Here is a 21,574-nt window from a genome sequence, read left to right as displayed (position 1 = left end):
GTGGCAATCAGGTGGCGATTGGGTGGCGCGCGTCTTACACGCTACCCGGCCCGAACTCAGCCACGACCTGATCGATGAACGCGCGCAACTTCGGCGTGGCGCGGCTCGCCGGAAACACCAGATGCATGGGCCGCGCGGGCGCCTCGTAGTCGGCGAGCACACGCACCAGCCGGCCTGCGGCGAGGTCGTCCTTGACGGCCACCTCGGGCCCGAGAATTACGCCGCCGCCGTTGAGCGCGGCGGCTTGCAACGCCTTCATATCGTTGGCCTGAAAACGGCCGGAGATCGGCACGGCCTGCTCGCCGTGCGCGTCGCTGAAACGCCATTCGGTGTCGACCGGCAACGCCGTATAGACAAAGCTCAGACACTCGTGGTCCGCGAGCGCCTGCGGCGTTTGCGGCACGCCGCACTCGGCCAGATAAGCGGGCGCCGCGCATGCCACCAGCCGATAGGGCATCAGCGGCCGCGCGATCAGCGACGAATCCGGCAACGCGCCCAGACGAATCGCGGCCTCATACCCCTCATCGATCAGATCGACAAAGCGGTCGGTCAGCGACAACTCGACCCGCACCTCGGGATTGGCCTTCAGATAGCGCGTAATCAACGGCGCAAGGCAGCAGGCGCCGAACGTGACCGGCGCCGTGATGCGCAAGCGGCCGCGCGGCGACGACGACAGATCCTGCGCGACCGACTCGGCAGCTTCCACATCGGCGAGTAACGCCTTGCAGCGCTCGTAGAAGATCTGGCCGATCTCGGTGAGACTCTGGCGCCGCGTCGTGCGGTTCAGCAAGCGCGCGCCGACGCGCTCTTCCAGCGTGCTCACATGCTTGCCCGCCATCTGTGACGAGATGCCGAACGCGAGCGCCGCCGCGGCGAATGAGCCGCTATCGGCGGTTTTCACGAACACAGCCATGCTGGTCAAACGGTCCATCATTCCCCACCTGTAGTTTCGACAGTCGGTGAATTATGCGCGTTTATCTTGCTGAGGTTTTGAATCATAGTGTTTCCAGACGCTCGACGCAGCGACCCTCAGCCCCCTCAGACCCTGAGGACTCTTTAGACAAGCATGGAGTGTGAGCAATGAAGATAGGCATTCTCGGCGCGGGTTTTATCGGCCGCGCATTGGCGACCCTGGCAACGAACTGCGGTCACGAGGTGATGATCAGCAATTCCCGCGATCCGCAGACCCTGACCAACACGGCCGCCGCGATCGGCTGCACGCCCGGCACCGCGGAAGAGGCCGCGAAGTTCGGCGACGTCGTGGTGGTCGCCGTGCCGTTCAGGAACATTCAGGCGCTGCCGGCCGCGGCGCTCGACGGCAAGATCGTCATCGATACCTGCAACTACTATCCGGAGCGTGACGGCCACATCGAAGCGCTCGACAATCGTACGATCACCACCAGTCAGATGATGGCCGCCGCGTTGCCGGGCGCCAAAGTGGTCAAAGCCTTCAACGCGATCCTCGCGAAGGATCTGGAAACGGACGGCAAGCCGGCCGGTACGCCGAACCGCCGCGCGCTCCCGCTCGCCGGCGACGATCAGGAGGCGAGGCGCGTGGTGAGCGCGCTTCTCGATCAGTTCGGTTTCGATCCGCTCGATACGGGCACGCTCGCCGGCAGCTGGCGCTTCGAGCGCGCCAAGCCGGTGTACTGCATTGCGCTGGACCGCGCGGGCCTCGCCGCCGGGCTGACCGCCGCCACGCGGGATGGCGAGTTACCACATGGGTCGTGGCGACGGTGATTGGCGAACGAGGCAAGCGTCACACCGAATTTGCAATGTACTCACGCAGCCACTGATGCGCGGGGTCGCGATGGGAGCGCTCATGCCAGAGCATGGCCATCTCGTAGCCAGGTACCTCGACGGGTGGCTCGACCACCCGCAGCACGCTGGTGTCGCGAGCCAGGCGCGAAGGCAACATCGCCACGAGGTCCGTGCTCGCGAGGACCGACATCATGAACAGGAAGTGCGGAACGGAGAGGACAACGCGGCGCGCGAGACCCGCCTGGGCGAGCACTTCATCCGTGATGCCGCGAAATCCCCCACCATCCGGCGAGACGATCACGTGATCGAGTGCGCAGAATTGCGCGAGCGTGGGCCGGCGCTTCAAGCGTGGGTGACCTGCGCGGCCGGCTAGAACATACCGCTCCTTAAAGAGCACCCGCCGATGCATTCCGGAAGGCGCCCCCTCGCTGGTATGGAGGGCAAGATCGATCTCCCCCTGTTCCGCTTGCCTGGCTACGCGCGACGGAAAAAGTTCCAGAACCGCCAACCGGCTAGCTGGCGCCACCGAGCGCAAGCCTGCCAACGCCGGCAGCAGAACCGTCAATTCGCCGTAGTCGGCAGCGGCAACGCGCCACGTATGACTGGCCTCGGCTGGATCAAAAGGACTGGCAGACGACACCGCGCGCTCAAGTGCATCGAGTGCCTGCCGCAACGGTTCGCGCAGTTCCTCGGCTCTCGCAGTGGGCCGCATTCCTCGTGGCCCGGGTAGCAACAGCGGGTCTCCAAAGACATCCCTCAGCTTGGCGAGATGAACGCTTACCGATGGTTGAGAGAAGTTCAGCCGTTGTGCCGCGCGGGTCACATTATGTTCGGAGAGCAAAACATCAAGTGTGACCAGCAGGTTGAGGTCCAGCCTTCGAAGATTATTCATCTTAATACCTGAGATATCAGAAATTCATTTCCAATATACCTGATGAAAACCTATCCTGCCTTCATCTAACAATGGAGGCTCTGCCATGAATGTACTTCTCGTCTACGCTCATCCCGAACCCAGGTCATTGAATGGCTCGCTCAAGGACTTTTCGGTCAAACGCCTTGAGGATGCGGGGCACGTGGTCCAGGTTTCAGACTTGTATGCAATGAATTGGAAAGCATCGCTCGACGCGGACGACAGTATGGATCGGCCGACCCGGCAGTCCGGTATGCGCTTTGATCCAGCCCTCGACTCCAGGCATGCGTTCGAAAATGGTCTGCAGAGCCGCGACATCGCACTCGAACAGGAGAAGCTGATATGGGCGGATGCGCTCATCCTGCAGTTTCCCCTGTGGTGGTTCTCGATGCCGGCGATTCTCAAAGGCTGGGTGGAACGCGTCTATGCGTATGGCTTCGCGTATGGGGTAGGGGAACACTCCGACGCGCGCTGGGGCGACCGCTATGGAGAAGGCACGTTGGCAGGAAAACGGGCGATGCTGATCGTCACGGCGGGCGGATGGGAGTCTCATTACGGCCCGCGGGGTATCAATGGCCCTATGGACGATATTTTGTTCCCCATCCAGCATGGGATTCTGTATTACCCCGGTTTCGACGTCTTGCCACCGTACGTGGTCTATCGAACAGGCCGAATTGACGAAGCAAAATTTTCAGGGATCTGCGACTCGCTCGGCCAGCGCCTTGACGCGCTTTGGAAGACCGCGCCGATACCCTTTCGTCCGCAAAATGCCGGCGAGTATGAGATCCCGGAACTCACGTTGCGCGCTGATATTTCTCCGGAGCAGTCCGGCTTCGCTGCACACATCGCATAGCAATTGCGGAGCGGGGGGACTTTCAGCCGGTTTATTCTGCGCTCGATATGAGTTTGCGGATCAGCGCAACTCGAGCCACAGCGGCTGATGATCGGACGAGCGGCTATTCTGGTCCACATCGCAACCTGCAATGTGCGGCTTCAGATCCTCGGTGACAAAAATAAAATCGCATGCGAACGGTCCATCGGGCCATTGCTCGTGATCGTACAGACCGACCGTCGCGGCGCGCGGGGCATCCGGGTGCGCACAGGTCCACGCGTCCGCGAATGTGGGTGCGCCCGCAATCGGCTCGAGCATCCTGCAATAAGCAGAATCTCCGAACGCGCTGTTGAAATCACCGCATACGATGGCGCTCATCGGGCGGGCAGTGTCGGCGAACGGACTGTTCGTTTTTTCCGCTTTTGCCGGGCGACGGGCGTGGTCGCATGCTTCCTCGTGCAACTCGCGCAGCCTCGTCACTTGCGCCAGCCGTTGAACTTCAGAGTAGAACTCAAGATGCGTGCTGACGACACGCAACGGACCAACATCGGTTTCGATTACCGCTTCGAGCGCGACGCGCAGCATCGACGGCTTGGCGGGGGCGGCCAGCCAGGGTAGCGAATGACGCAGCACCTGTTTGACAGGCAACCGGCTCACGATGGCATTGCCGAATTGACGCCGCTGTTGCGCGGCCCCGACACCCGGAAGATCGGAGCCGATCGCGTCGATCACGGTCGTGCCCGGCAGCAAGGCGGCAAGCTCGGCGAACTGATCGGCTGACGGGCCGCCTGCCAATCCGCCGTTCGCCTGTCCCTCATGGAAGCCGCGCGTGACCTCCTGGAGACACAGGATATCGAAATCGCATAGCGCCCGTGCCTCGCGCACGATGCGAATCAAATCGACGCGGCCATCCACACCGCGGCCCCACTGGATGTTCCAGTCGACGAGACGCATGACATTCTCCTTTCCGAAGCCATGTTCCCAGTTTACTGCCGCGATGCAGGGTGGATAGGTCCGTGAATGGCGAAGAAATAACAAATGGTTTGCCTGCCGCGAGCAAGTCAGCCGTTATTAAGCTGAAGATAAGCTTTTGCTGTCTATCCTGACGATGCGCGCAAACAGTCCACTCACTCCCGTTTTCCATTGGAGGTCCAGCATGTTGCGTCACTTCACTGTCACTACCGGTACCGTCCTCGCCATCACCACACTGAGTGGCCTCGCTGCCATCAATCAGGCGGTCACCTCGCATTATCGTGTCGTCAGTACGACCGTGCAGGCGCAGACGGCGCTGATGAACGACACGGTCGAATCAACGGTGGACGCCGGAAATGTGCCGCTGTCGCCAAGTCAGCTCGCGGTGTTGCTCGAAGGGTTCGATCGGCAGGCGCTTCTGGTTGCCGCGCAATCTCTTTGACCCGTCGCGGCCATCACCATTCGCCCGGTAGCGGTGAACAGCGCGACAGCCATCCGGGCCGGTCGCCCGAATCCTCGCGGCGCCACCGACAAGAGCCGCCGCGATGACCGAGCCGGCTATCGTCGCGCGGCCCCTTACTTCACCCTGAACGAATAGTCGCCATGCGTGCGGTGTCCATCGGAAGCTACCGCTATCCAGTGCACGGTGTACTTGTCAGGTGGCAACGGGGGCAGCGCGACATGGATCGACTTCTTGTCGTTCGGATCGATTTGCGCTTTCTCGGTATTGACCTGCTTACCAGTCGAATTGCTGATAGTAAGGGAGCTGAATGCAGGCTCGAGCGGACCATCGAACACGACCGTCACGTTCTCCGGCGCGGATACTTGGGCCATGAACAAGGTAAGCGCAAATTCCTATCATAAGCCTCGTAGTTATAAAGATTGGGCTGATTATTACGATTTGGTGCAGTAACGTCCGATTTTTCTTGCGTTAATCTGAGCGGCCCTCTGCGATCCGGACGATCCGCAATGGCTACCCTCGAACGCACCGCGTACCCGCGCTTCCCCGAGGTTCTGGCACCCCGGGAATTGCAAGCCTGCTACACACCACTGCCCGACGAACTCGAATGGGCACGCCGGTCAACGCGCGGGGAGCGACCTCGATTGGGCCTACTGGTGCTGCTGAAGGTCTTTCAGCAACTGCACTATTTCCCGCCGCTCGACACTGTACCGCCCGTCATCGCTGATCACGTGCGTGCCGCCGCCGACATCGGCGACACCGTGCAATTCGGCTACGACACCGAGTCGTCTCCAACGCTCTTCCGGCATTACACCGCGGTACGCACCTGGCTCGACGTGAAGCCGTATTATGGCACCGACGCGAACGCGATCGCGACACGGGCGGCGCACACGGCGTCGCTGACAATGGACCAGCCGGTGGACATCATCAACGCGACGATCGACGAGTTGATCGCGCGCGATATCGAGCTGCCGGCGTTCTCGACGCTCGACCGGTTGACCGAACAGATCCACGCCCGGGCGCAATCCCGGCTCTTCAAGCGCGTCACGCGACGCCTGACCGATGAACAGAAGCTCGCGCTCGACCGCCTGCTCGCGCGCGACCTGTCGAGCCGGCAGACTGCCTACAACCGGATCAAGCGTCATGCAAAACGCCCATCGCGCCAGCATCTGGAGCTACTGATTGACCAGATTGCCTGGCTCGACGAGCTCGGCGATTTTTCACTGGCCGTTGCCGGGATCCCAGCCTCAAAGCTGCGCTCGCTCGCGAATCAGGCGATGGCGCTCGACGCGTCGGCGCTCAGGAACGACACGCTGCCCGAGAAGCGCTACACACTCATCGTCGCGCTCCTAAACCGCATGCGCGTGCGCGCCCGCGACGATCTCGCCGACATGTTCGTGCGGCGCATGGGTGCCATCCACAAGCGCGCGAGCGACGAGCTGGACACGATCCAGCGCAAACAGCGCGATCAGGTCGAGGACCTCGTGGTCCTGCTGGACGGCGTGGTCGACATCCTCGCCGACGAATCCGACGAGACGGCCATCGCCCGGGCGGTCAGGAAGCTGCTCGCGCCGAAAGGCGATCTGGAGCCGTTGCGCGAGAGCTGTGCGGCGATCCGCGCGTTCAGCGGCCGCAACTATCTGCCGCTGCTCTGGAAGCATTTCAAAGTGCACCGTTCGGTCATGATGCGTCTCGCCCGTACCCTCGAATGGGATTCGACCAGCCCGGTCCGCTCGCTGCTGAACGCACTCGACGCGGTGCTGGAGAACGAGTCACTGCATCGGGAGTGGATCGATGCGGACGTCGACGTCAGTTTCGCCGCGCCGCGGTGGCGCAAACTCGTGCGTCGCTCCCACGGCGATGGATCGCCGACCAATCGACGATACCTCGAACTCTGCGTGTTCTCGTACATGGCCGAGGAGTTGCGGGTTGGCGATCTGTGCGTATCTGGCTCCGACGCCTACGCCGACTATCGCGACCACCTGCTGCCATGGCGGCAGTGCGAGCAGCAGTTGCCGGACTATTGCGACAAGCTCGGCATGCCAACGACCGGTAGTGACTTCGTGCATCATCTCCGTCAATGGCTAACGGATGCCGCCCGCAATCTCGACGACGAATTGCCGCGCAAGCGCGAGCACGTCGTGATCGACCGTCACGGCGAACCGATCTTGCGCAAAACCGTCGCGAAGGAGATCCCGGCGAGCGCAATCGCCCTGCAGGAGCAGCTCAACGCCCGCCTGCCGACGCGGAACATGCTGGATATCCTCGCGAACATCGAGCACTGGACCCATTTCACACGGCACTTCGGACCGCTGTCCGGGAGCGATCCGCAGATTCGCAAGGCCGCCGAGCGCTACCTGCTGACCATTTTCGCGATGGGCTGCAATCTTGGTCCGATTCAGGCGGCCCGCCATCTCGACTCCGATGTCACCGCGCACATGCTGTCGTTCGTCAACCGCCGGCATATGAGCTTGGACAAGCTGGAGACCGCACAACGCGAGCTGATCGAACTGTACCTGCGGCTGGACCTGCCGAAACACTGGGGCGATGGCAAGACGGTGGCGGCCGACGGCACGCAATACGACTTCTACGACAACAACCTGTTGGCCGGCTATCACTTTCGCTACCGGAAAATGGGCGCGGTCGCGTACCGTCACGTCGCCGACAACTATATCGCGGTGTTCCAGCACTTCATTCCACCGGGCGTGTGGGAGGCGATCTATGTGATCGAGGGGCTGCTAAAAGCAGGCCTGTCGGTCAAGGCGGATACCGTTCATGCCGACACGCAGGGGCAGTCGGCCGCCGTTTTCGCGTTCACGTACCTGCTCGGCATCAACCTGATGCCGCGGATTCGCAACTGGAAGGACCTCGTCCTGTACCGGCCGGACAGCAAGGAGAAATACAGGCACATCGACAAGCTGTTCACGGCGACCATCGACTGGGTGCTGATCGAGCAGCACTGGCAGGAGCTGATGCAGGTCGCGCTGTCGATTCAGGCGGGCACGATTTCGTCGCCGCTGCTGCTGCGCCGACTCGGCTCCGAAAGCCGCAAGAACCGACTGTACCTGGCCGCGCGCGAACTCGGCAACGTCGTTCGCACGGTATTCCTGCTCGAGTGGATCGGCAGCCTCGAACTGCGGCAGGAGGTCACCGCGAACACGAACAAGATCGAGTCGTACAATGGTTTCTCCAAATGGCTGTCGTTCGGCGGGGACGTAATCGCTGAGAACGAGCCAGAGGAGCAGCAGAAACGGCTACGCTACAATGACCTGGTCGCGTCGGCCGTGATCTTGCAAAACACAATGGACATGATGCAGGCGCTGCGTGAGATGGCGGCAAACGGCGAGAAAGTACGTGCCGATGACATCGAATTTCTGAGCCCGTACCCGACTCACAACATCCGGCGCTTTGGCCACTATAAACTGCACCTGGATCGTCGGCCGGAAGCCTGGATCAGGGATCCACTGTTCGGCTATGCTGCCGGTACCTACCCATCCCGCTCATGACTGCACGCCCGGCTATCACTACGACCTGTTTCGGCGATGTCGACACAGCCGCGCTCGAGCGGCTCGAATCGAGCTACGACACAACCCGCCTTCTGGCCGCCGTCGACATCGTTGATCGCATCCGCGCGCAGTTGCACGATCCAGAAGGTCTGCGCGATGATCTGCTGGAAATCCATAGCATGGCGCACTCGGTCTTGAACTATATGCCATCGGTGCCGTCGAAACACGATGGCACCTTGCCGGAGCAGGTACAGGATGCGCTCGATCTGATTGACGAATTTGTCATGGAGCTCACCCAGGTGAGGGCGATCCTCGAGCCTCTCGAAGCGCTACATCCGGACGACGGTTTTGGCGAGGGTTGAACGGCGCCCGCCCACTGATCGAGACCATGGGGTGGCCCAGTCCCTACCGGTGTTACGCGGCCGCAGACGGCCAAGAAGAGACATGTACGTCTCTGACATTAACGGCCGCTCACTTCCCGAAACCGGCTCTTCGTTCCTCGCCTCGACGCCATCCATGGCTGGCCCGATAGCCGGTATAGTCCTCGATGGTCGCTTTCCCCCGCATCATGCAGAATATGCGCCTCAATAATCCGGAGAATGGCTCGTGGGCGTTAACTTCGACTTGAATGACCTGCAGGCGTTTCGAGCCGTCGTGGAGCTGGGAACCTTCCGCAAGGCCGCCGATGCGGTCAACATTTCCCAGCCGGCCTTGAGCCGCCGCATCGACAAGCTCGAGGAAGCACTTGGCGTGCGCCTCTTCGAGCGCACCACGCGCAGCGTCACGCTCACCACCGTCGGCCGCGTGTTCGCCCGGAGCGCGGAGCAACTGCTCGACGATCTCGACGTCGCGCTGCTCGGTATCCGCGATGTCTCGTCGAGCCGCCTGGGCCATGTGACCATCGCCTGCGTGCCGTCAGTGGCCTACTATTTCCTGCCGAACGTTGTCGCGAGTTATCACAGCCGCTTTCCGCGCATCAGGGTCAAGCTGCTGGACTCGAGCGCGAACGAGGTGCTTGGCGCTGTCATCAGCGGCGAAGCCGATTTTGGCGTGAGCTTTATGGGCAGCCAGGAGGCCGACGTCGAATTCAAGGTGCTGTTGCAGGAACGCTTCGTTGCCGCATGCCGTCGCGACCATCCGCTCGCGCGCAAGAAGCGCGTGACCTGGAACGAGCTTTACGAGCACGAGTACGTGTCCGTCGACAAGACCTCCGGCAACCGCCTGCTGCTCGATCAGGCGCTCTCTGCAGTGGCACCGCGCGTACCGAGCGTCTGTGAGACGCGCCACGTCACTACCATGCTCGGGCTGATCGAAGCGGGGCTTGGTGTCGCCGCAGTGCCTTCGATGGCCATGCCCGGGCGCGATCATCCCATCCTCACGAGTGTGCCGCTGGTCGATCCTGTGGTGAAAAGGCGCGTGGGGATCGTGAGGCGGCGCGGACGGCCGCTAACGCCGGCCGCGCAGGAGTTTTACCGGACAATCATCGAGATGAAGCGCAGCGGCGTCGTGAACGGCGATGTCAAGGGCGGCGGTGATGTGAACACGAAAGAGAAGACAGGAAGGAAGACGGCATCGTGACGTTCGCAAGGCCGCTTCGGTTGCTTTACGTGCAGGTCTTGCTGGGCATGGTGCTTGGCATGACCCTGGGCCACTTCTGGCCGCAAGCGGGCGCGTCGCTCAAGCCGCTCAGCGACGCTTTCGTCGGCCTGGTGCGGATGATGATCGCGCCGATCGTCTTCTGCACGATCGTTTCGGGCATCACGTCGCTCGCGAGCGGCACGACGATCGGACGAACGATCCTCAAGGCACTGGCGCTCTTCTATTTCCTGACGGCCATCGCGCTCGTGATCGGGCTCGTGACCGCATGCGCGTTGCGCCCCGGCGCGGGCATGCACATTGATATGCATCACCTGGACACGAGCATCCTCGCGCAATATGCCGCACGCTCGCAGCCGCACGGGCTCGTGGAGTTTGCGTTGAACGTGATCCCCGAGACGCTCGCCGGCGCATTCGTGAAAGGCGAAGTGCTGCCAGTGCTCCTGCTTTCTCTGCTCTTCGGCTTCGCACTGAACGCGAATCCGCGTGCAGGACGGCCGGTGCTCGAACTCATCGACGGCGTCGCCAACATACTCTTTCGCAATCTCGCGATGATCATGCGGCTAGCTCCCATCGGCGCGTTCGGCGCGATGGCATTCACCGTGGGCCGTTTCGGCATCCGCTCGGTCGGCTCGCTCGGCATGCTGATGGTGTCGTTCTACCTGGCGTGCCTGCTGTTCGTCGCACTGGCGCTTGCGCCGCTCGCGCGGCTGCATGGCTTCGCGCTCTGGCGGTTGTTGCGTTACATGCGCGAGGAACTCGTGATCGTTCTCGCGACCTCTTCGACGGAGCCCGTCCTGCCCCGCCTGATCGTGAAGCTGGAAGCGCTTGGCTGCGACAAGGGGATCGTCGGGCTCGTGCTGCCCGCAGGCTACTCGTTCAACCTTGACGGCACAGCGATCTATCTGACGCTCGCCTCGGTGTTCATCGCGCAGGCGTGCGACGTGCCGCTTTCCGGGCCGCAGATTGCGACGATGCTCGCCGTCATGCTGCTCACGTCCAAGGGCGCGGCCGGCGTGTCCGGCAGCGGGCTTGTCGCGCTCGTCGCGACGTTGACCGTCATTCCGGATTTGCCCGTCGCCGGGGTGGCGCTGTTGGTGGGGATCGACCGGTTCATGTCTGAGGCGCGCGCCCTGACGAGCGTGATCAGCAATGCCTGCGCGGTGATCTTCGTTTCGCTGTGGGAGGGTGCTTGCGATCGTGTGCGTCTTTCCCGGATGCTGCACGCCCCTGAGTCGCGCGATGCGGACGACACCGACGCCCCCGCCACGAACACGCCTGGCTGACCGGCAGGCGGCTCACCGCACGCCTTCCGGTTCGTCGCATCAATGCGTAGTGACGGAGTCGAGCCCGGTCGATTTCACTTCGGGCTGCACTTCGGGAGAAGCAAGATAGTCGAGCAGGGCTTTGGCTTCCCTCGGATGCTGCGCACCGACGGGGATGCCGGCAGCGAAACGCGTGACGGACTGCAGGGACTCGGGAATCTTCCCGACGAACGCCGCGCCCTTGACGGGCAGCAGTTCGCTCACCTGCTGGAAGCCGATTTCGTAGTCGCCGTTTGCCACCACCGACGCCACCGGAATCCGCGGGATCATCTTCGCCTTCGGCTTGACCTGATCCTCGATGGCGAGCCGCTTGAAGAGCTCGCGCTCGATATAAACGCCGCTCGCGCTGTCCGAGTAGGCGATCGACTTCGCGTGGAGCAGGGTTTGTCTGAACGCCTCGACCGAGCCGATGTCGGGCTTCGCCGCGCCTTCACGCACGACCATGCCGATGCGCGAATCCGCCAGATCGACCCGCGATCCGGGGACGATCTTGCCTTGCCTGATCAGATCGTCTAGTGCGTAACCGACCATGATGACGGCGTCGGCGGGCTCGCCGCGCTCGAGGCGGTTGGGAATCGCCTCGGGCGATTTGCCCATCGACGGGCCGAGTGCAGTGTCGAGCGTGTTGCCGGTCGCGGAGGCGAATCTGGGGCCGAGCAACTTGTACGCGGCGGTAAAGCCGCCCGAGCTCATGATGTGCAGGTCGGCGGCCTGTACGTTCGCTGCGGCGGCCGAGGTTGCCACGAGCGCCACGGTGCAAAGTTTCAGAAGCAGGTTTTTCATGGATGAAGGCGTATCGGGTTTCGTGTTCAGGAGCATGCGGGACGAGAGCCGCTTCAGTGCGCCGGCGTCAGCGTCACTGCGCGGCGGCGGTAGAGCGCGAGCGTCGCACACAGGGCGCAGACAGCGGCGAAGCTCATCCAGTAGCCGGGTGCGGCCTTGTCGCCGGTGACGTGAATGAGGGCCGTCGAGATTGCGGGCGTGAAGCCGCCAAACACCGCCGTCGCGAGGCTATAGGCCAGCGAGAACCCTGCGACGCGCACTTCCACCGGCATCACCTCCGTCAGCGCGACGACCATCGCGCCGTTATAGATGCCGTACATGAACGAGAGCCACAGGAGCACGAGCAGCATGTTGACGAAGCTCGGCGCGTGAGCAAGCAGCGACAGTGCCGGGTATGCGGTCGCGATGGCGAGCATCGTCATGCCGAGCAGCAGCGGCCGGCGGCCGATCCTGTCCGAGAGCGCCCCGCCTATCGGCAGCCACACGAAGTTCGACACGCCGACGCACAGCGTCACGAGCAGGCTGTCCGCGGTGCTCAGGTGCAGGACCGTCTTGCCGAAGGTGGGCGCGTAGATTGTGATGAGGTAGAAGCTCGTGGTGGTCATCGCCACCAGCATCATGCCAGCGATCACGACAGCCCAGTTCTGGACCAGCGTGCGGAACACTTCCTTCATGGTCGGGCGATGCTGGCGCGCCTTGAACTCCTGCGTTTCCTCGAGATTGCGGCGCAGCATGAAGATGAACGGCACGATCATGCAGCCGACGAAGAACGGCGCGCGCCATCCCCACGCCGCGATGGCCGTCGCGTCCAGCCATTGATTGAGCGCGAAGCCGAGGCCCGCGGCCACGACGATCGCCACCTGCTGGCTGGCGGACTGCCAGCTCGTGAAGAAGCCCTTGCGGCCGGGCGTGGCCATCTCGGCGAGATACACCGACACGCCGCCCAGCTCCGCGCCCGCGGAGAAGCCCTGCAGCAGTCGTCCGATCAGCACGAGCGCCGGTGCCAGGAGGCCGATCGTGGCATAGCCCGGCACGAATGCGATCAGGATGGTGCCGCTCGCCATGATGGAGAGGGTGACGATGAGGCCCTTGCGGCGGCCGACGTCGTCGATGTAGGCGCCAAGCACAATCGCGCCTAGCGGCCGCATCAGGAAGCCGGCGCCGAAGACCGCGAAGGTCATCATCAGCGAGGCGAACTCGCTCGCGGCGGGAAAGAAGACGTTGGCGATCTGCGTGGCGTAGAAGCCGAACAGGAAGAAGTCGAACTGCTCGAGGAAATTCCCAGCCGTCACGCGAAAAACCGCAGCGGCCTTCGAATGTCCGGGCGAAAGGGTAGAGGACGAGGGGTGCATCGAGGTGTCTCCTGAAATTCTGCAAATGCGCGGTGATCCGCCGGGTTGTCGTTTCGGGAATGGTCGCCCGGAACCGGCAAAACGATAAGTGCAATGTTCTGAACGATTGATGTCCGTTGGTTATCAATCGATGCCTGGGGGCGCCACGCCTTCCATTGCAGAAGCGCGTGGCGGCGGTCGTCAGGGCCCTTCGGTCAGGCCACGAAACGGCACTGCGCAGCGGCCGTGCGCGTGTCCATGTTGCGTCCGCGGTTGAGGTGATCGTCGATTTCCGCGGCGCAGCCGAGCATGCGCGGATAGAGGAAGATCGTGAACGCGGCGGTTTCGAGGTCCGCCTCGCTGAACTCCCCACGCCGCAGCGGCTGCCACAGCATCTTCAGCAGCAGCGCGGCGATCACCGCATCGACATTGACGCAATAGACATTGCGCGACACGCCCGCGTCGAACAGCGCCTGCACCAGCGCGCGGTAGTACGCGTGAAACGCGTTGTACTCGCCGCGCCCTTCATACAGGTTGGCGATAAACACCTCGCGCGGATCGTGGTTCACCGGCTTGTCCTTGAAGACCGGGTGATTCACCCCCGGAAGCTTGGCGACGTCGAGGCTGCCCGCGTGCTTCTGGCGCGCCTTGTACTGCGCGTAACGCTCGACGGAGCGCCGTGCGAGCGCTTCGAGGTCCACGCCGTGTTGCGTATCGGAGGGATCGTCAAGGCCGCTGTCGCGAAACGCCTCATTGAGGAACGCGATGCCTTCGTAGCCATTGCCGCCGTGCGTATAGCCGGTGTGCGTGAGAAAGCCCGCCAGCGCCTTGTTCAGTTGCACCCGTTCGGGGCTTTCGGGGCCGTCGGCGGATACCGCGCCCTTAGCGCCCTGCGCCGAGATCGCGCCGGGTCCGTTCGTGAGGAGCAGGCCGACGAGGGTCTTGAACGCGAGCAGGTCGTCGGCGGTAGGTCTGAGGTTGAGAAGCGCCGCGAAGGCGATCTCGGTCAGCGTGCGGTCGCCGAGCAGCTCTTCGGTGGCGAAGCCACAGAAGCTGTCGGGGCCGTGGCGCGAAGCGTCCGCCGAGGCGCCGATGAGCGTGCCGAAGAGCTTCGTCCACCACGGCAGGCTTTCCGCCGTCAGACGCGAGATGCGTTTGCGCATGAGCGGACCCCAGGCGAGGGTCGTCGTGATCGCGGCAAGTACCGCGTCGGCACGCGGATGGCCCGGGCCGCCGCACGCAAGCCACCGAACGAACACCGAACTCACGCCGCGTGCAGCGAGACCCGCGAGCATTGCTTCGGCCTTCGGGTCGCGTGCTTCAGAGAAGAGCGCTTCGCTGCCGGTGATATCGACAGCTTCGACATCGACAGTATCGTCGAACGCGTCCGCAAGCTTCGCCGCCGCGAAGCGGTCGATCATCAGCTTTGCTGCCTCGCGCGCTCCGCGCTGGCGATTCGGCCCGACGATCGACGCCGCAGCCGCGAGCACGGCGTTAGGCGCATTGCCCGCCTCGCGCGCGGCCTGCGCCGCTACCAGTTCGGGCGTGCCGTGCAGATTCACCGCTGCGCCGACCGCCACGTCGATGAGCTTCTCGTCCTTCGCGCCGCCGAACTCGTGCAACAGCGCGAGGCAGACGTTCGCTTCGAGCGAATGCGTCGCCGCTTCGAGCATCGACGCGCCATGCAGACTGCTCACCTGCGTCTTCGCGTCCATCTGCGAGGCGCCCGAGGCGTCCTTCAGCGTCTGGCGCGGCGGGATCGCGCCGATCTGGCCGTTCACCCGCGCCACCTGCTCGTTGTAGGGCGCGACCGCTTCCACCACCGGAAGGGCGAGTTCATCGGGCAGTTCGAGCCCCTGGTCCGAGCCGAACCACGGCTTGAGCGCGAGGCTGCCTTCCGGTTCGAAGTCGGGCGTCGTCGCGTTGGCGCGCATCACCGCCGTAAGCGCGGCCGGAATGTGCGCGATGTTCGTCACCACCGCGCCCCTGGCCGAGCAGCACGGATCGTCCGGTGTAAAAAGCCGCTCGACGCCGAACTTCTCCATGAACCAGCGCTCCTTCGCAAGCGCATCGTCGGCGCCGCCCGCCATCGCGCCCGCATGACCCACCGCGCGCGTGAGGCGGCTCTTCCAGCGGCCCACCACGCACGCGACTACCGGCTTGGTAAACGTGGCATCGGCCTCGTAGTAGCCGCCCGGCTCGCAGTACAACACGGCGGCCTTGCTGCGCGCATCGTTGGCGAGAGCGAACGCGAACTCCGGCGCGGCGTAGTGGATGTAGACATCCTTGCCACTGGAGATGACGGTCGTCGTACCCCAGCCGCTCATGCGCAGATACTGCGCGATGGTGGTGCTGAAGCCCCCCGAGTTCGAAAAGATCGCAATCGAACCCCGGCGCAATGTCGCACCCGGATCGTCGCCGCCGAGCGCGCCGCCGATGCGCACGCGCTGCCACGAGTCCGCGACACCCAGTCCGTTCGCACCGAAGATGTCAATGCCCGCCTGCTGGCCCATCGCGCGGATCTCGCGGGCGTCGTGCACGGCGATCTTCTCCGTGATGATGAAGATCTTGCGCAGATCAGGATTGACGCGGATCAGCTCGGCCACGCCGTCGCGCGCGGCCGACGGCGGCAGGTACACGACGCCGCAGTTGAAACGGTGCCCGGCTTCGAGGCCTTCGCGCACGTTGTTGTAGACGGGGATGTCGCCGGCAGGTGTCGCGAGCACCTGTCCGCCCTTGCCGGGCGCGGTGCCGAACACTATATTGGCGCCTGAGAACGCGTGGCTCACCGGTGTGACATCCGACGACTCGCCACCGAGGATATTGAGCACGCACACGCGGTCCTCGCGCGTGGCGATCTGCGCAAGCGACTGGATGCCGACGAAATACTTGAAATGACTGCTGCGTTGCTTGTACATGTCGGCCTCCTTACGCCTGCGCCGTTTCTGCCTGCGCCTCGCGTGCGCCGACGCGCGCCGCGACCTGCGCGCGTCCGCCCGATTGCATCCACGCATCGGCCTTGCGTGCGTACTGAATCACTTCGCTGATGTCTGAGTCGAAGCCGAAGAGGCGATAGGGCAGGCCGAGCGAATCGCAGGTGTCGCGCAGCGCCGACATGCCGCGCACGAGGTTCGGACCGCCGCGTCCGAGGACGACGTAAAGCGGTGTCGGGCCGTGTTCGCTGAAGTGCTCGCGCAGTGCATCGGCCATCGCGCGCAGTGTCTCGTAGATATCAGTGTTGTTGGATTTGCCACCGATGATGAACAGCACGTTCGACTGCTTCAGCCAATGCCTGAAACAGATGCGCGCCACTTCCTTCATCTTCTCGTAGGGGGGATTGCCGCCGAAATCCGACGAGATGATGGCCGCGTCGCCCAGCATCTCCGTGACGAGCGAGTTTGCGCCGCCGCCGAAGGTGGGCGCGAGGATCGTGCCGTGGTCGTTGATCACGTACACGTCGCTTTGCCCCTGGTGCGTGCGAAGCTGGTTGATCTCCTGCTCGAAGTCCGAGTAGTCGGCGGCGAACAGGTGAGAGGGCAGGCCGAGGCGCGAGAAGCGCGGGTCGTCGCGATCGAACCCGCACTTGAAGTCGCAGGCGACCGGCGTGAGGCGCCCCTTCTTGTCCTCGCGCATGCGGATCGGGTTGAGTTCGAGCGTCGTCATGCCGAAGTCGTGAAAGAGCTCCCAAAGCTTCGGCAACTGCTGAACGAGCGGCGAGATGATCTCGCGGGGCGCGCCGATCTCGCTCAGTGCGTTTGCGACGACGAACGCCTTCAGCCCGGTCAATGCATCGAAAGGCACCATCGCGACGTGCTTCGGATCAACTTCCTCGATGTCCACACCGCCCATGTGCGAGAGCGTCATCGTGGGGGCGCGAAAGCGGGTGGAGTCGGTGATCGAGAAATAGACTTCGTGCCCGGCCGGCACACCCGCCTCGAACGTTACGCCGTTCGCCTTCGCCCTCAGATGGCCCACGATATGCTCGGCGAAGTAGAGTCGCTCCTTTTCGGCGAGGGCCGTCTTGAGGCCGGTCGCGCGGCCGAGCAGGCCTGCCTTCCCCTTCTTGCCGACGCCGCCCTTGAACACGGGCTTGATGAAGACCTGGCCGTGGCGGTCGATCATCGACTTGATCTCCTCTTCGCTCGCGCCGGGGCCCAGCACTTCGCTGGCCGGAAATCCGACGAATTGCAGCAGGCGCGCGCCGTGCAACATTCCGGTGATTTGCATGTAAACGTCTCCTGAATTTCGTTGCGATATGAACTGAAAGCGGTCTCGGGTCCGACATGTGACCGGTGCTGCGCTTCGCGCGGCAGGCGCGAAAGGAGCCGCTGCCGTCGATGCGCCTGCGTGCGGCGGCAGGAATCACATGGCGACATGTGTTGTACGAAAGGCGCGTCGGGTACGGATGGCTTCTGTTGATCCGTTTGCCAGGGATCTTGAGGACAGATGGTTGCGCAGGAAGATCAAGACGAGAAGTGCGATTTATGGAAGCATTGATGTTCAAACGTTATCAATGCAAATCCGGCTGCCGCGCGATGGGCAGCTTTATTCGGCTTCCCTTTGTGCCGCGCCCAGCCCATGCAAGGGTCTGGGCGCGGAGGCCCGGGCAGGCGAGCGGGGGGGACCGCTCGGCGCATTATCGTTTGCGGCAACTATGCCCTCGAATGCCGTGCGCTGGAGCTGGCAGTGCCCAACATGTCGTCGGTGGATCTTGCGCGTGCGCGCATGCAACGCGCTGGCCCGCTCAGCGAAACCATCACGCGCTGGTGGCCGTTGCTTCCGCGCGTGCTCGCGCAGGGCAGCGAGGCGATCACTTCGCCCGTCGCAGGGTTATGGACCGGCTCGCAAGAAAATGGCGAGCGACAAATCGATGCTGGACCGATAAACCTCATTATCTGCCCATCACTGTTTTTGATCTAAACTGGCGATCATGAAAACGCGCGAGACCGAACCCGTCACGTTTCCCGACGACGCCGAACTGGCCGCGCTGCGCGCCTGGTACGCCGGGCTCGACGCCCGAGCGGCCGCCGCGCGCTATGTGGGCGACCGCAAGGCGCCAGGGGCATCCGCGCGCAGCGTGCTCGGCCGCATCCGGGGTGCCTTGGTCGCATACGCGGCAAGCCGCCATCGGGACGATCTGGCGGAGGTATTCGGCGAAAGGGGCCCCACGTCGGCCGACACCGTTGCGCGCGCGATCGAAACGTTGCGCGGCCTGCCAGCACCGGTGCCGCACATTGCCGACGACATCGACCGGTGGTTGCCACCGCGGGCGGTGGCCGCCCTGCGGGCGCATGGCATCCGGACGCTGGCCGATCTGACCGTGCGAATTCCGCGCCGGCGCCGCTGGTGGACAGCGATCGCCGGACTCGGCGTCGCTGGCGCACGCCGCGTGGAGGTGTTTTTCGCTGCCCATCCGGCGCTGACCGAACGGGCGCGGGCGTTGATTGTCGCTGCGCCGGCCGGGGGCGTCGTGCCGTGGGAGCAGTTGCGCGTGCCGCACGAAGTCGATGGCTCGCACGGGCAGTTCCGCGCACCGCAGGCCGCCTGCCTGCTGAATGCGTCCAACGATTACGAGGCGATCCAATCCTGGCTGTCGCTGCACGAATCAGCCGCCACGCAGCGCGCGTACCGTAAAGAAGCTGAGCGCCTGATCCTGTGGGCGATCGTCGAGCGCGGCCGCGCGCTGTCGTCGCTCACCACTGACGACGCGATCGCGTACCGGACATTTCTGCGCCGGCCCACACCGCGCGAGCGTTGGGTCGGGCCGTCGCGGCCGCGGCACAGTGCCGAATGGCGGCCGTTCACCGGCGCGCTCTCTGCCCGATCAGCAGCGTACGCACTGAACGTCCTGTCGGCGCTGTTCCGCTGGCTGGTGGAGCAGCGCTACGTGCTCGCGAATCCATTCGCCGGCGTCAAGGTCAAGAGCCATGCGCCGCGCGCGGGATTGGACGTGTCGCGGGGCTTCTCGGAGGGCGAGTGGTTGCTGATCCGCACGCTGGCCGATGGCCTCGAATGGTCTTATGGCTGGAGCGTGCTGGCCGCCCAGCGCTTGCGGTTTCTGCTGGACTTCGGCTATGCAACCGGCCTGCGCGCGAGTGAACTGGTCGGCGCGACGCTCGCGGACATTCGCCGGGACGAGCAAGGCGATCACTGGCTGCACGTGCTCGGCAAGGGTGGCAAGCGCGGCAAGGTGGCATTGCCACCGCTTGCGCGGACGGCACTCGACCAGTACCTCGTACAGCGGGGCCTGCCGGTCACGCCCGCTCGCTGGAACCCAGCGACGCCGCTCGTCGCGAGTCTGGAGGAGGACGGCGCAGGCATCGAAAGCACGCGGCTCTGGCGCGTGCTGCGGCGGTTCTTTGTGCTGGTCGCAGATGCGATCCAGGACGAGCGGCCCGCGACGGCGGAGAAGCTGCGCCGCGCGAGCCCGCATTGGATGCGGCACACGCACGCGTCACACGCGCTGGCCCGGGGAGCCGAGCTGATCATGGTGCGCGACAATCTGCGCCATTCGTCGATCTCGACGACGTCGACCTATCTGCACAGCGACGAAATGCAGCGAGCCCGGCAGTTCGATCAGGCGTTCGCCGCACGCGACCGCAATCGGTAGCTCGTTTATGTCGATTCACGAACAAGCGCAAGAATTTTCATAACTTCAAGGCTTATGATAGGAAATTGCGCTTACCTTGTTCATCCCCCTACTTCGGCACCCGCCGATGGGGATTGCTTTTGCGGGAATACATGCGCGAATGCGGCGGATGGGATCAGGATACCGGTCGCGATGACCGCTATGCCACAGCGTCGACGAAGATCATCGAATACAGTCACGACTAGTCTCCTTTGCCGAACAGCGGTTTGCCTACGGAGTTGGGCAGCACGTCATCCAGGTAAAGATGGGCTTGCAACAGGACACCCACACCCTTGCCGCTTGCACGATTGACCGGTATCACCGCCTCGGCGCCCAACTGGCCCCAACGATTGAGCCAGATTACGCCTGGATTGATGCTCCCGGTCGTATGCCCCGAACAGGGGCCGCCGGTACAGGTATTCATCGGGAATTCGACGACCGGAATCAGGTTGCTGAAGGGCGCCTTGAGTCCCACGTCCTGCACGAAATTCTGCAGATACGGCAGGCTGTATTGCACCGTCACGCCCCAGTTCAGGGAGTCGGGATCGGATGCGTTCATCGTCAGACGCGGGCCGACAACGCCGGTGATCGCAAACGGTCGCAGATATTTCAGGCCGTCCGGCAGATCGCCGAATCCCTTGCCGGCATAAAGCGTCGGCGTGATCGCCGAATGAGGATTGGCGATCGCGGTCGACCCTGTGCCGCCCAGCTCGGCAACAACCCCGGCGGACGCCATGAACTCATGTGCTTCGTTGACGTAGACGTTGGGGCGTATAGCGAAGTCGAGGAAGAACCGGATACGATGCCTGATTGCGGTGCTCGTACGCGAATCTTGTTCCGTGTCCGGTGTCAAAACTTTCATGCAGTCCTGATGCATGGAGCCCGACATGACATCCCGTCGATCGAAAATAATCAACCCCGAGTCGTGTCGGGCCGGTGGCACACGCACCGCGCTGGTATGCGCGGCGTTCATGCTGGGTGCCTGCGTGCAGCCGTGGCAGGGTTTCCATGCGGGCGAACCGGAAACCAGCGTCATCGCCAGGCTGGGGCCGCCGCGCGAGGTCTACAACCTGCCGGACAGTTCGAAGCGGCTGATGTGGCCGACGCAGCCCATGGGTGAAGTCACCACGGCCGCGGACATCGATGCGAAGGGCAAGGTGATCAGCGTCCGGCAAGTACTGCAGCCGAGTGAGTTCTACCGCGCGGAGCCTGGCAAGTGGACGAAGCAAGACGTGCTCGTCAACTTTGGCCGGCCGGAGGAAACCGCTTACTTTCCGTTGATGAAGCGCGAAGTGTGGAGTTATCGCTACCTGGAAGACAACGTGTGGTACCTGCTGTTCCACTTCTATTTCGACGACGCCGGCGTGCTGCGCTCAACCCAGAAGAGTCCTGACCCGCTCCACGAACACAATGACAATGACCGGCCGTTCTGACGGTTCTGATCGGAAGGTGCCTCGGCGCACTGCGCTG

Annotated in this window: 17 protein-coding genes and 2 pseudogenes; 10 read left to right on the top strand and 9 right to left on the bottom strand. The window is 63.5% G+C overall.

What is annotated here, in order from left to right:
- Positions 1–34 precede the first annotated feature (34 nt).
- Positions 35–931, bottom strand: a complete 897-nt coding sequence (locus WN982_RS11355) for a LysR family transcriptional regulator (protein ID WP_341312110.1) — start codon at positions 929–931, stop codon at positions 35–37.
- A gap of 149 nt (positions 932–1,080) precedes the next feature.
- Between WN982_RS11355 and WN982_RS11350 the strand changes: the two genes are divergently transcribed.
- A complete protein-coding gene (locus tag WN982_RS11350) occupies positions 1,081–1,740 on the top strand; it encodes an NADPH-dependent F420 reductase (RefSeq protein WP_341312109.1) in 660 nt (219 codons plus the stop codon).
- A 19-nt stretch (positions 1,741–1,759) separates the two neighbouring features.
- Here WN982_RS11350 and WN982_RS11345 read toward each other — a convergent pair whose 3' ends face one another.
- Entirely contained in the window at positions 1,760–2,653 is an 894-nt protein-coding gene (locus tag WN982_RS11345) for a LysR family transcriptional regulator (protein ID WP_341312108.1), read from the bottom strand.
- 85 nt (positions 2,654–2,738) lie between these two features.
- Between WN982_RS11345 and WN982_RS11340 the strand changes: the two genes are divergently transcribed.
- On the top strand, positions 2,739–3,524 hold the full coding sequence (locus tag WN982_RS11340; RefSeq protein ID WP_341312107.1) for an NAD(P)H-dependent oxidoreductase: 786 nt from the start codon (positions 2,739–2,741) through the stop codon (positions 3,522–3,524).
- A gap of 60 nt (positions 3,525–3,584) precedes the next feature.
- Here the strand turns inward: WN982_RS11340 and WN982_RS11335 are convergent, their stop codons facing one another.
- On the bottom strand, positions 3,585–4,457 hold the full coding sequence (locus WN982_RS11335; protein WP_341312106.1) for an endonuclease/exonuclease/phosphatase family protein: 873 nt from the start codon (positions 4,455–4,457) through the stop codon (positions 3,585–3,587).
- A 202-nt stretch (positions 4,458–4,659) separates the two neighbouring features.
- Between WN982_RS11335 and WN982_RS11330 the strand changes: the two genes are divergently transcribed.
- Positions 4,660–4,917: a hypothetical protein gene (locus WN982_RS11330; protein ID WP_341312105.1), complete on the top strand. Its 258-nt coding sequence runs from the start codon at positions 4,660–4,662 to the stop codon at positions 4,915–4,917.
- A 134-nt stretch (positions 4,918–5,051) separates the two neighbouring features.
- Here the strand turns inward: WN982_RS11330 and WN982_RS11325 are convergent.
- Positions 5,052–5,306: pseudogene (locus WN982_RS11325) on the bottom strand (copper resistance protein CopC); the annotation flags it as partial.
- A 138-nt stretch (positions 5,307–5,444) separates the two neighbouring features.
- Here WN982_RS11325 and WN982_RS11320 point away from each other — a divergent pair.
- The 4 genes from WN982_RS11320 (at position 5,445) to dctA (ending at position 11,323) form a co-directional block, all read left to right on the top strand.
- The gene (locus WN982_RS11320) at positions 5,445–8,441 is read left to right on the top strand and encodes a Tn3 family transposase (protein ID WP_341312104.1); all 2,997 of its coding nucleotides are present in this window, start codon (positions 5,445–5,447) and stop codon (positions 8,439–8,441) included.
- Positions 8,438–8,803 carry a Tn3 family transposase post-transcriptional regulator TnpC gene (gene tnpC / locus WN982_RS11315; RefSeq protein ID WP_341312103.1) on the top strand — a complete coding sequence of 122 codons (366 nt, stop codon included), beginning with the start codon at positions 8,438–8,440 and terminating at the stop codon, positions 8,801–8,803. Before WN982_RS11320 ends, tnpC begins: the two co-directional genes overlap by 4 nt.
- Before the next feature lie 244 nt (positions 8,804–9,047).
- On the top strand, positions 9,048–10,019 hold the full coding sequence (locus WN982_RS11310; protein ID WP_341312102.1) for a LysR family transcriptional regulator: 972 nt from the start codon (positions 9,048–9,050) through the stop codon (positions 10,017–10,019).
- On the top strand, positions 10,016–11,323 hold the full coding sequence (gene dctA / locus WN982_RS11305) for a C4-dicarboxylate transporter DctA (RefSeq protein WP_341312101.1): 1,308 nt from the start codon (positions 10,016–10,018) through the stop codon (positions 11,321–11,323). Before WN982_RS11310 ends, dctA begins: the two co-directional genes overlap by 4 nt.
- 39 nt (positions 11,324–11,362) lie before the next feature.
- Here dctA and WN982_RS11300 read toward each other — a convergent pair whose 3' ends face one another.
- The 4 genes from WN982_RS11300 to WN982_RS11285 all read right to left on the bottom strand — a co-directional run bounded on the left by WN982_RS11300 (position 11,363) and on the right by WN982_RS11285 (position 17,703).
- Complete coding sequence (locus WN982_RS11300; RefSeq protein ID WP_341312100.1) at positions 11,363–12,145, bottom strand: substrate-binding domain-containing protein; 783 nt, start codon at positions 12,143–12,145, stop codon at positions 11,363–11,365.
- A gap of 53 nt (positions 12,146–12,198) precedes the next feature.
- Positions 12,199–13,497 (bottom strand): MFS transporter, encoded by a 1,299-nt coding sequence (locus tag WN982_RS11295; RefSeq protein WP_341312099.1) that lies wholly within the window; start codon positions 13,495–13,497, stop codon positions 12,199–12,201.
- A 194-nt stretch (positions 13,498–13,691) separates the two neighbouring features.
- Positions 13,692–16,394: a CoA-binding protein gene (locus WN982_RS11290; RefSeq protein ID WP_341312098.1), complete on the bottom strand. Its 2,703-nt coding sequence runs from the start codon at positions 16,392–16,394 to the stop codon at positions 13,692–13,694.
- 10 nt (positions 16,395–16,404) lie between these two features.
- Positions 16,405–17,703, bottom strand: a complete 1,299-nt coding sequence (locus WN982_RS11285; protein WP_341312097.1) for an ATP citrate lyase citrate-binding domain-containing protein — start codon at positions 17,701–17,703, stop codon at positions 16,405–16,407.
- A 459-nt stretch (positions 17,704–18,162) separates the two neighbouring features.
- Between WN982_RS11285 and WN982_RS11280 the strand changes: the two genes are divergently transcribed.
- Together WN982_RS11280 and WN982_RS11275 are read left to right on the top strand one after the other, a co-directional pair.
- Positions 18,163–18,396 (top strand): hypothetical protein, encoded by a 234-nt coding sequence (locus WN982_RS11280; protein ID WP_341312096.1) that lies wholly within the window; start codon positions 18,163–18,165, stop codon positions 18,394–18,396.
- Positions 18,397–18,406: 10 nt separating this feature from the next.
- Positions 18,407–20,086: a phage integrase family protein gene (locus WN982_RS11275; RefSeq protein ID WP_341312095.1), complete on the top strand. Its 1,680-nt coding sequence runs from the start codon at positions 18,407–18,409 to the stop codon at positions 20,084–20,086.
- Between the two features lie 220 nt (positions 20,087–20,306).
- Here WN982_RS11275 and WN982_RS11270 read toward each other — a convergent pair.
- Positions 20,307–20,879 (bottom strand): annotated as a pseudogene (locus WN982_RS11270) (hypothetical protein); the annotation flags it as partial.
- A 112-nt stretch (positions 20,880–20,991) separates the two neighbouring features.
- Between WN982_RS11270 and WN982_RS11265 the strand changes: the two are divergent.
- Positions 20,992–21,537, top strand: coding sequence for a hypothetical protein (locus tag WN982_RS11265; protein WP_341312094.1), 546 nt, complete (start codon positions 20,992–20,994; stop codon positions 21,535–21,537).
- The last annotated feature ends 37 nt before the right edge of the window (positions 21,538–21,574 follow it).

The organism is Paraburkholderia sp. IMGN_8 (assembly GCF_038050405.1).
In the GTDB taxonomy this organism is placed as follows: domain Bacteria; phylum Pseudomonadota; class Gammaproteobacteria; order Burkholderiales; family Burkholderiaceae; genus Paraburkholderia.
This window is presented reverse-complemented; position numbering and strand designations above follow the sequence as displayed.

Coding starts and splice junctions, on each gene's coding strand:
- WN982_RS11295 (WP_341312099.1), bottom strand. CDS start 13,497: ATGCACCCCTCGTCCTCTACCCTTTCGCCCGGACATTCGAAGGCCGCT.
- tnpC (WP_341312103.1), top strand. CDS start 8,438: ATGACTGCACGCCCGGCTATCACTACGACCTGTTTCGGCGATGTCGAC.
- WN982_RS11345 (WP_341312108.1), bottom strand. CDS start 2,653: ATGAATAATCTTCGAAGGCTGGACCTCAACCTGCTGGTCACACTTGAT.
- WN982_RS11330 (WP_341312105.1), top strand. CDS start 4,660: ATGTTGCGTCACTTCACTGTCACTACCGGTACCGTCCTCGCCATCACC.
- WN982_RS11350 (WP_341312109.1), top strand. CDS start 1,081: ATGAAGATAGGCATTCTCGGCGCGGGTTTTATCGGCCGCGCATTGGCG.
- WN982_RS11335 (WP_341312106.1), bottom strand. CDS start 4,457: ATGCGTCTCGTCGACTGGAACATCCAGTGGGGCCGCGGTGTGGATGGC.
- WN982_RS11340 (WP_341312107.1), top strand. CDS start 2,739: ATGAATGTACTTCTCGTCTACGCTCATCCCGAACCCAGGTCATTGAAT.
- WN982_RS11265 (WP_341312094.1), top strand. CDS start 20,992: ATGACATCCCGTCGATCGAAAATAATCAACCCCGAGTCGTGTCGGGCC.
- WN982_RS11275 (WP_341312095.1), top strand. CDS start 18,407: ATGAAAACGCGCGAGACCGAACCCGTCACGTTTCCCGACGACGCCGAA.
- WN982_RS11355 (WP_341312110.1), bottom strand. CDS start 931: ATGGACCGTTTGACCAGCATGGCTGTGTTCGTGAAAACCGCCGATAGC.
- WN982_RS11290 (WP_341312098.1), bottom strand. CDS start 16,394: ATGTACAAGCAACGCAGCAGTCATTTCAAGTATTTCGTCGGCATCCAG.
- WN982_RS11320 (WP_341312104.1), top strand. CDS start 5,445: ATGGCTACCCTCGAACGCACCGCGTACCCGCGCTTCCCCGAGGTTCTG.
- WN982_RS11285 (WP_341312097.1), bottom strand. CDS start 17,703: ATGCAAATCACCGGAATGTTGCACGGCGCGCGCCTGCTGCAATTCGTC.
- WN982_RS11300 (WP_341312100.1), bottom strand. CDS start 12,145: ATGAAAAACCTGCTTCTGAAACTTTGCACCGTGGCGCTCGTGGCAACC.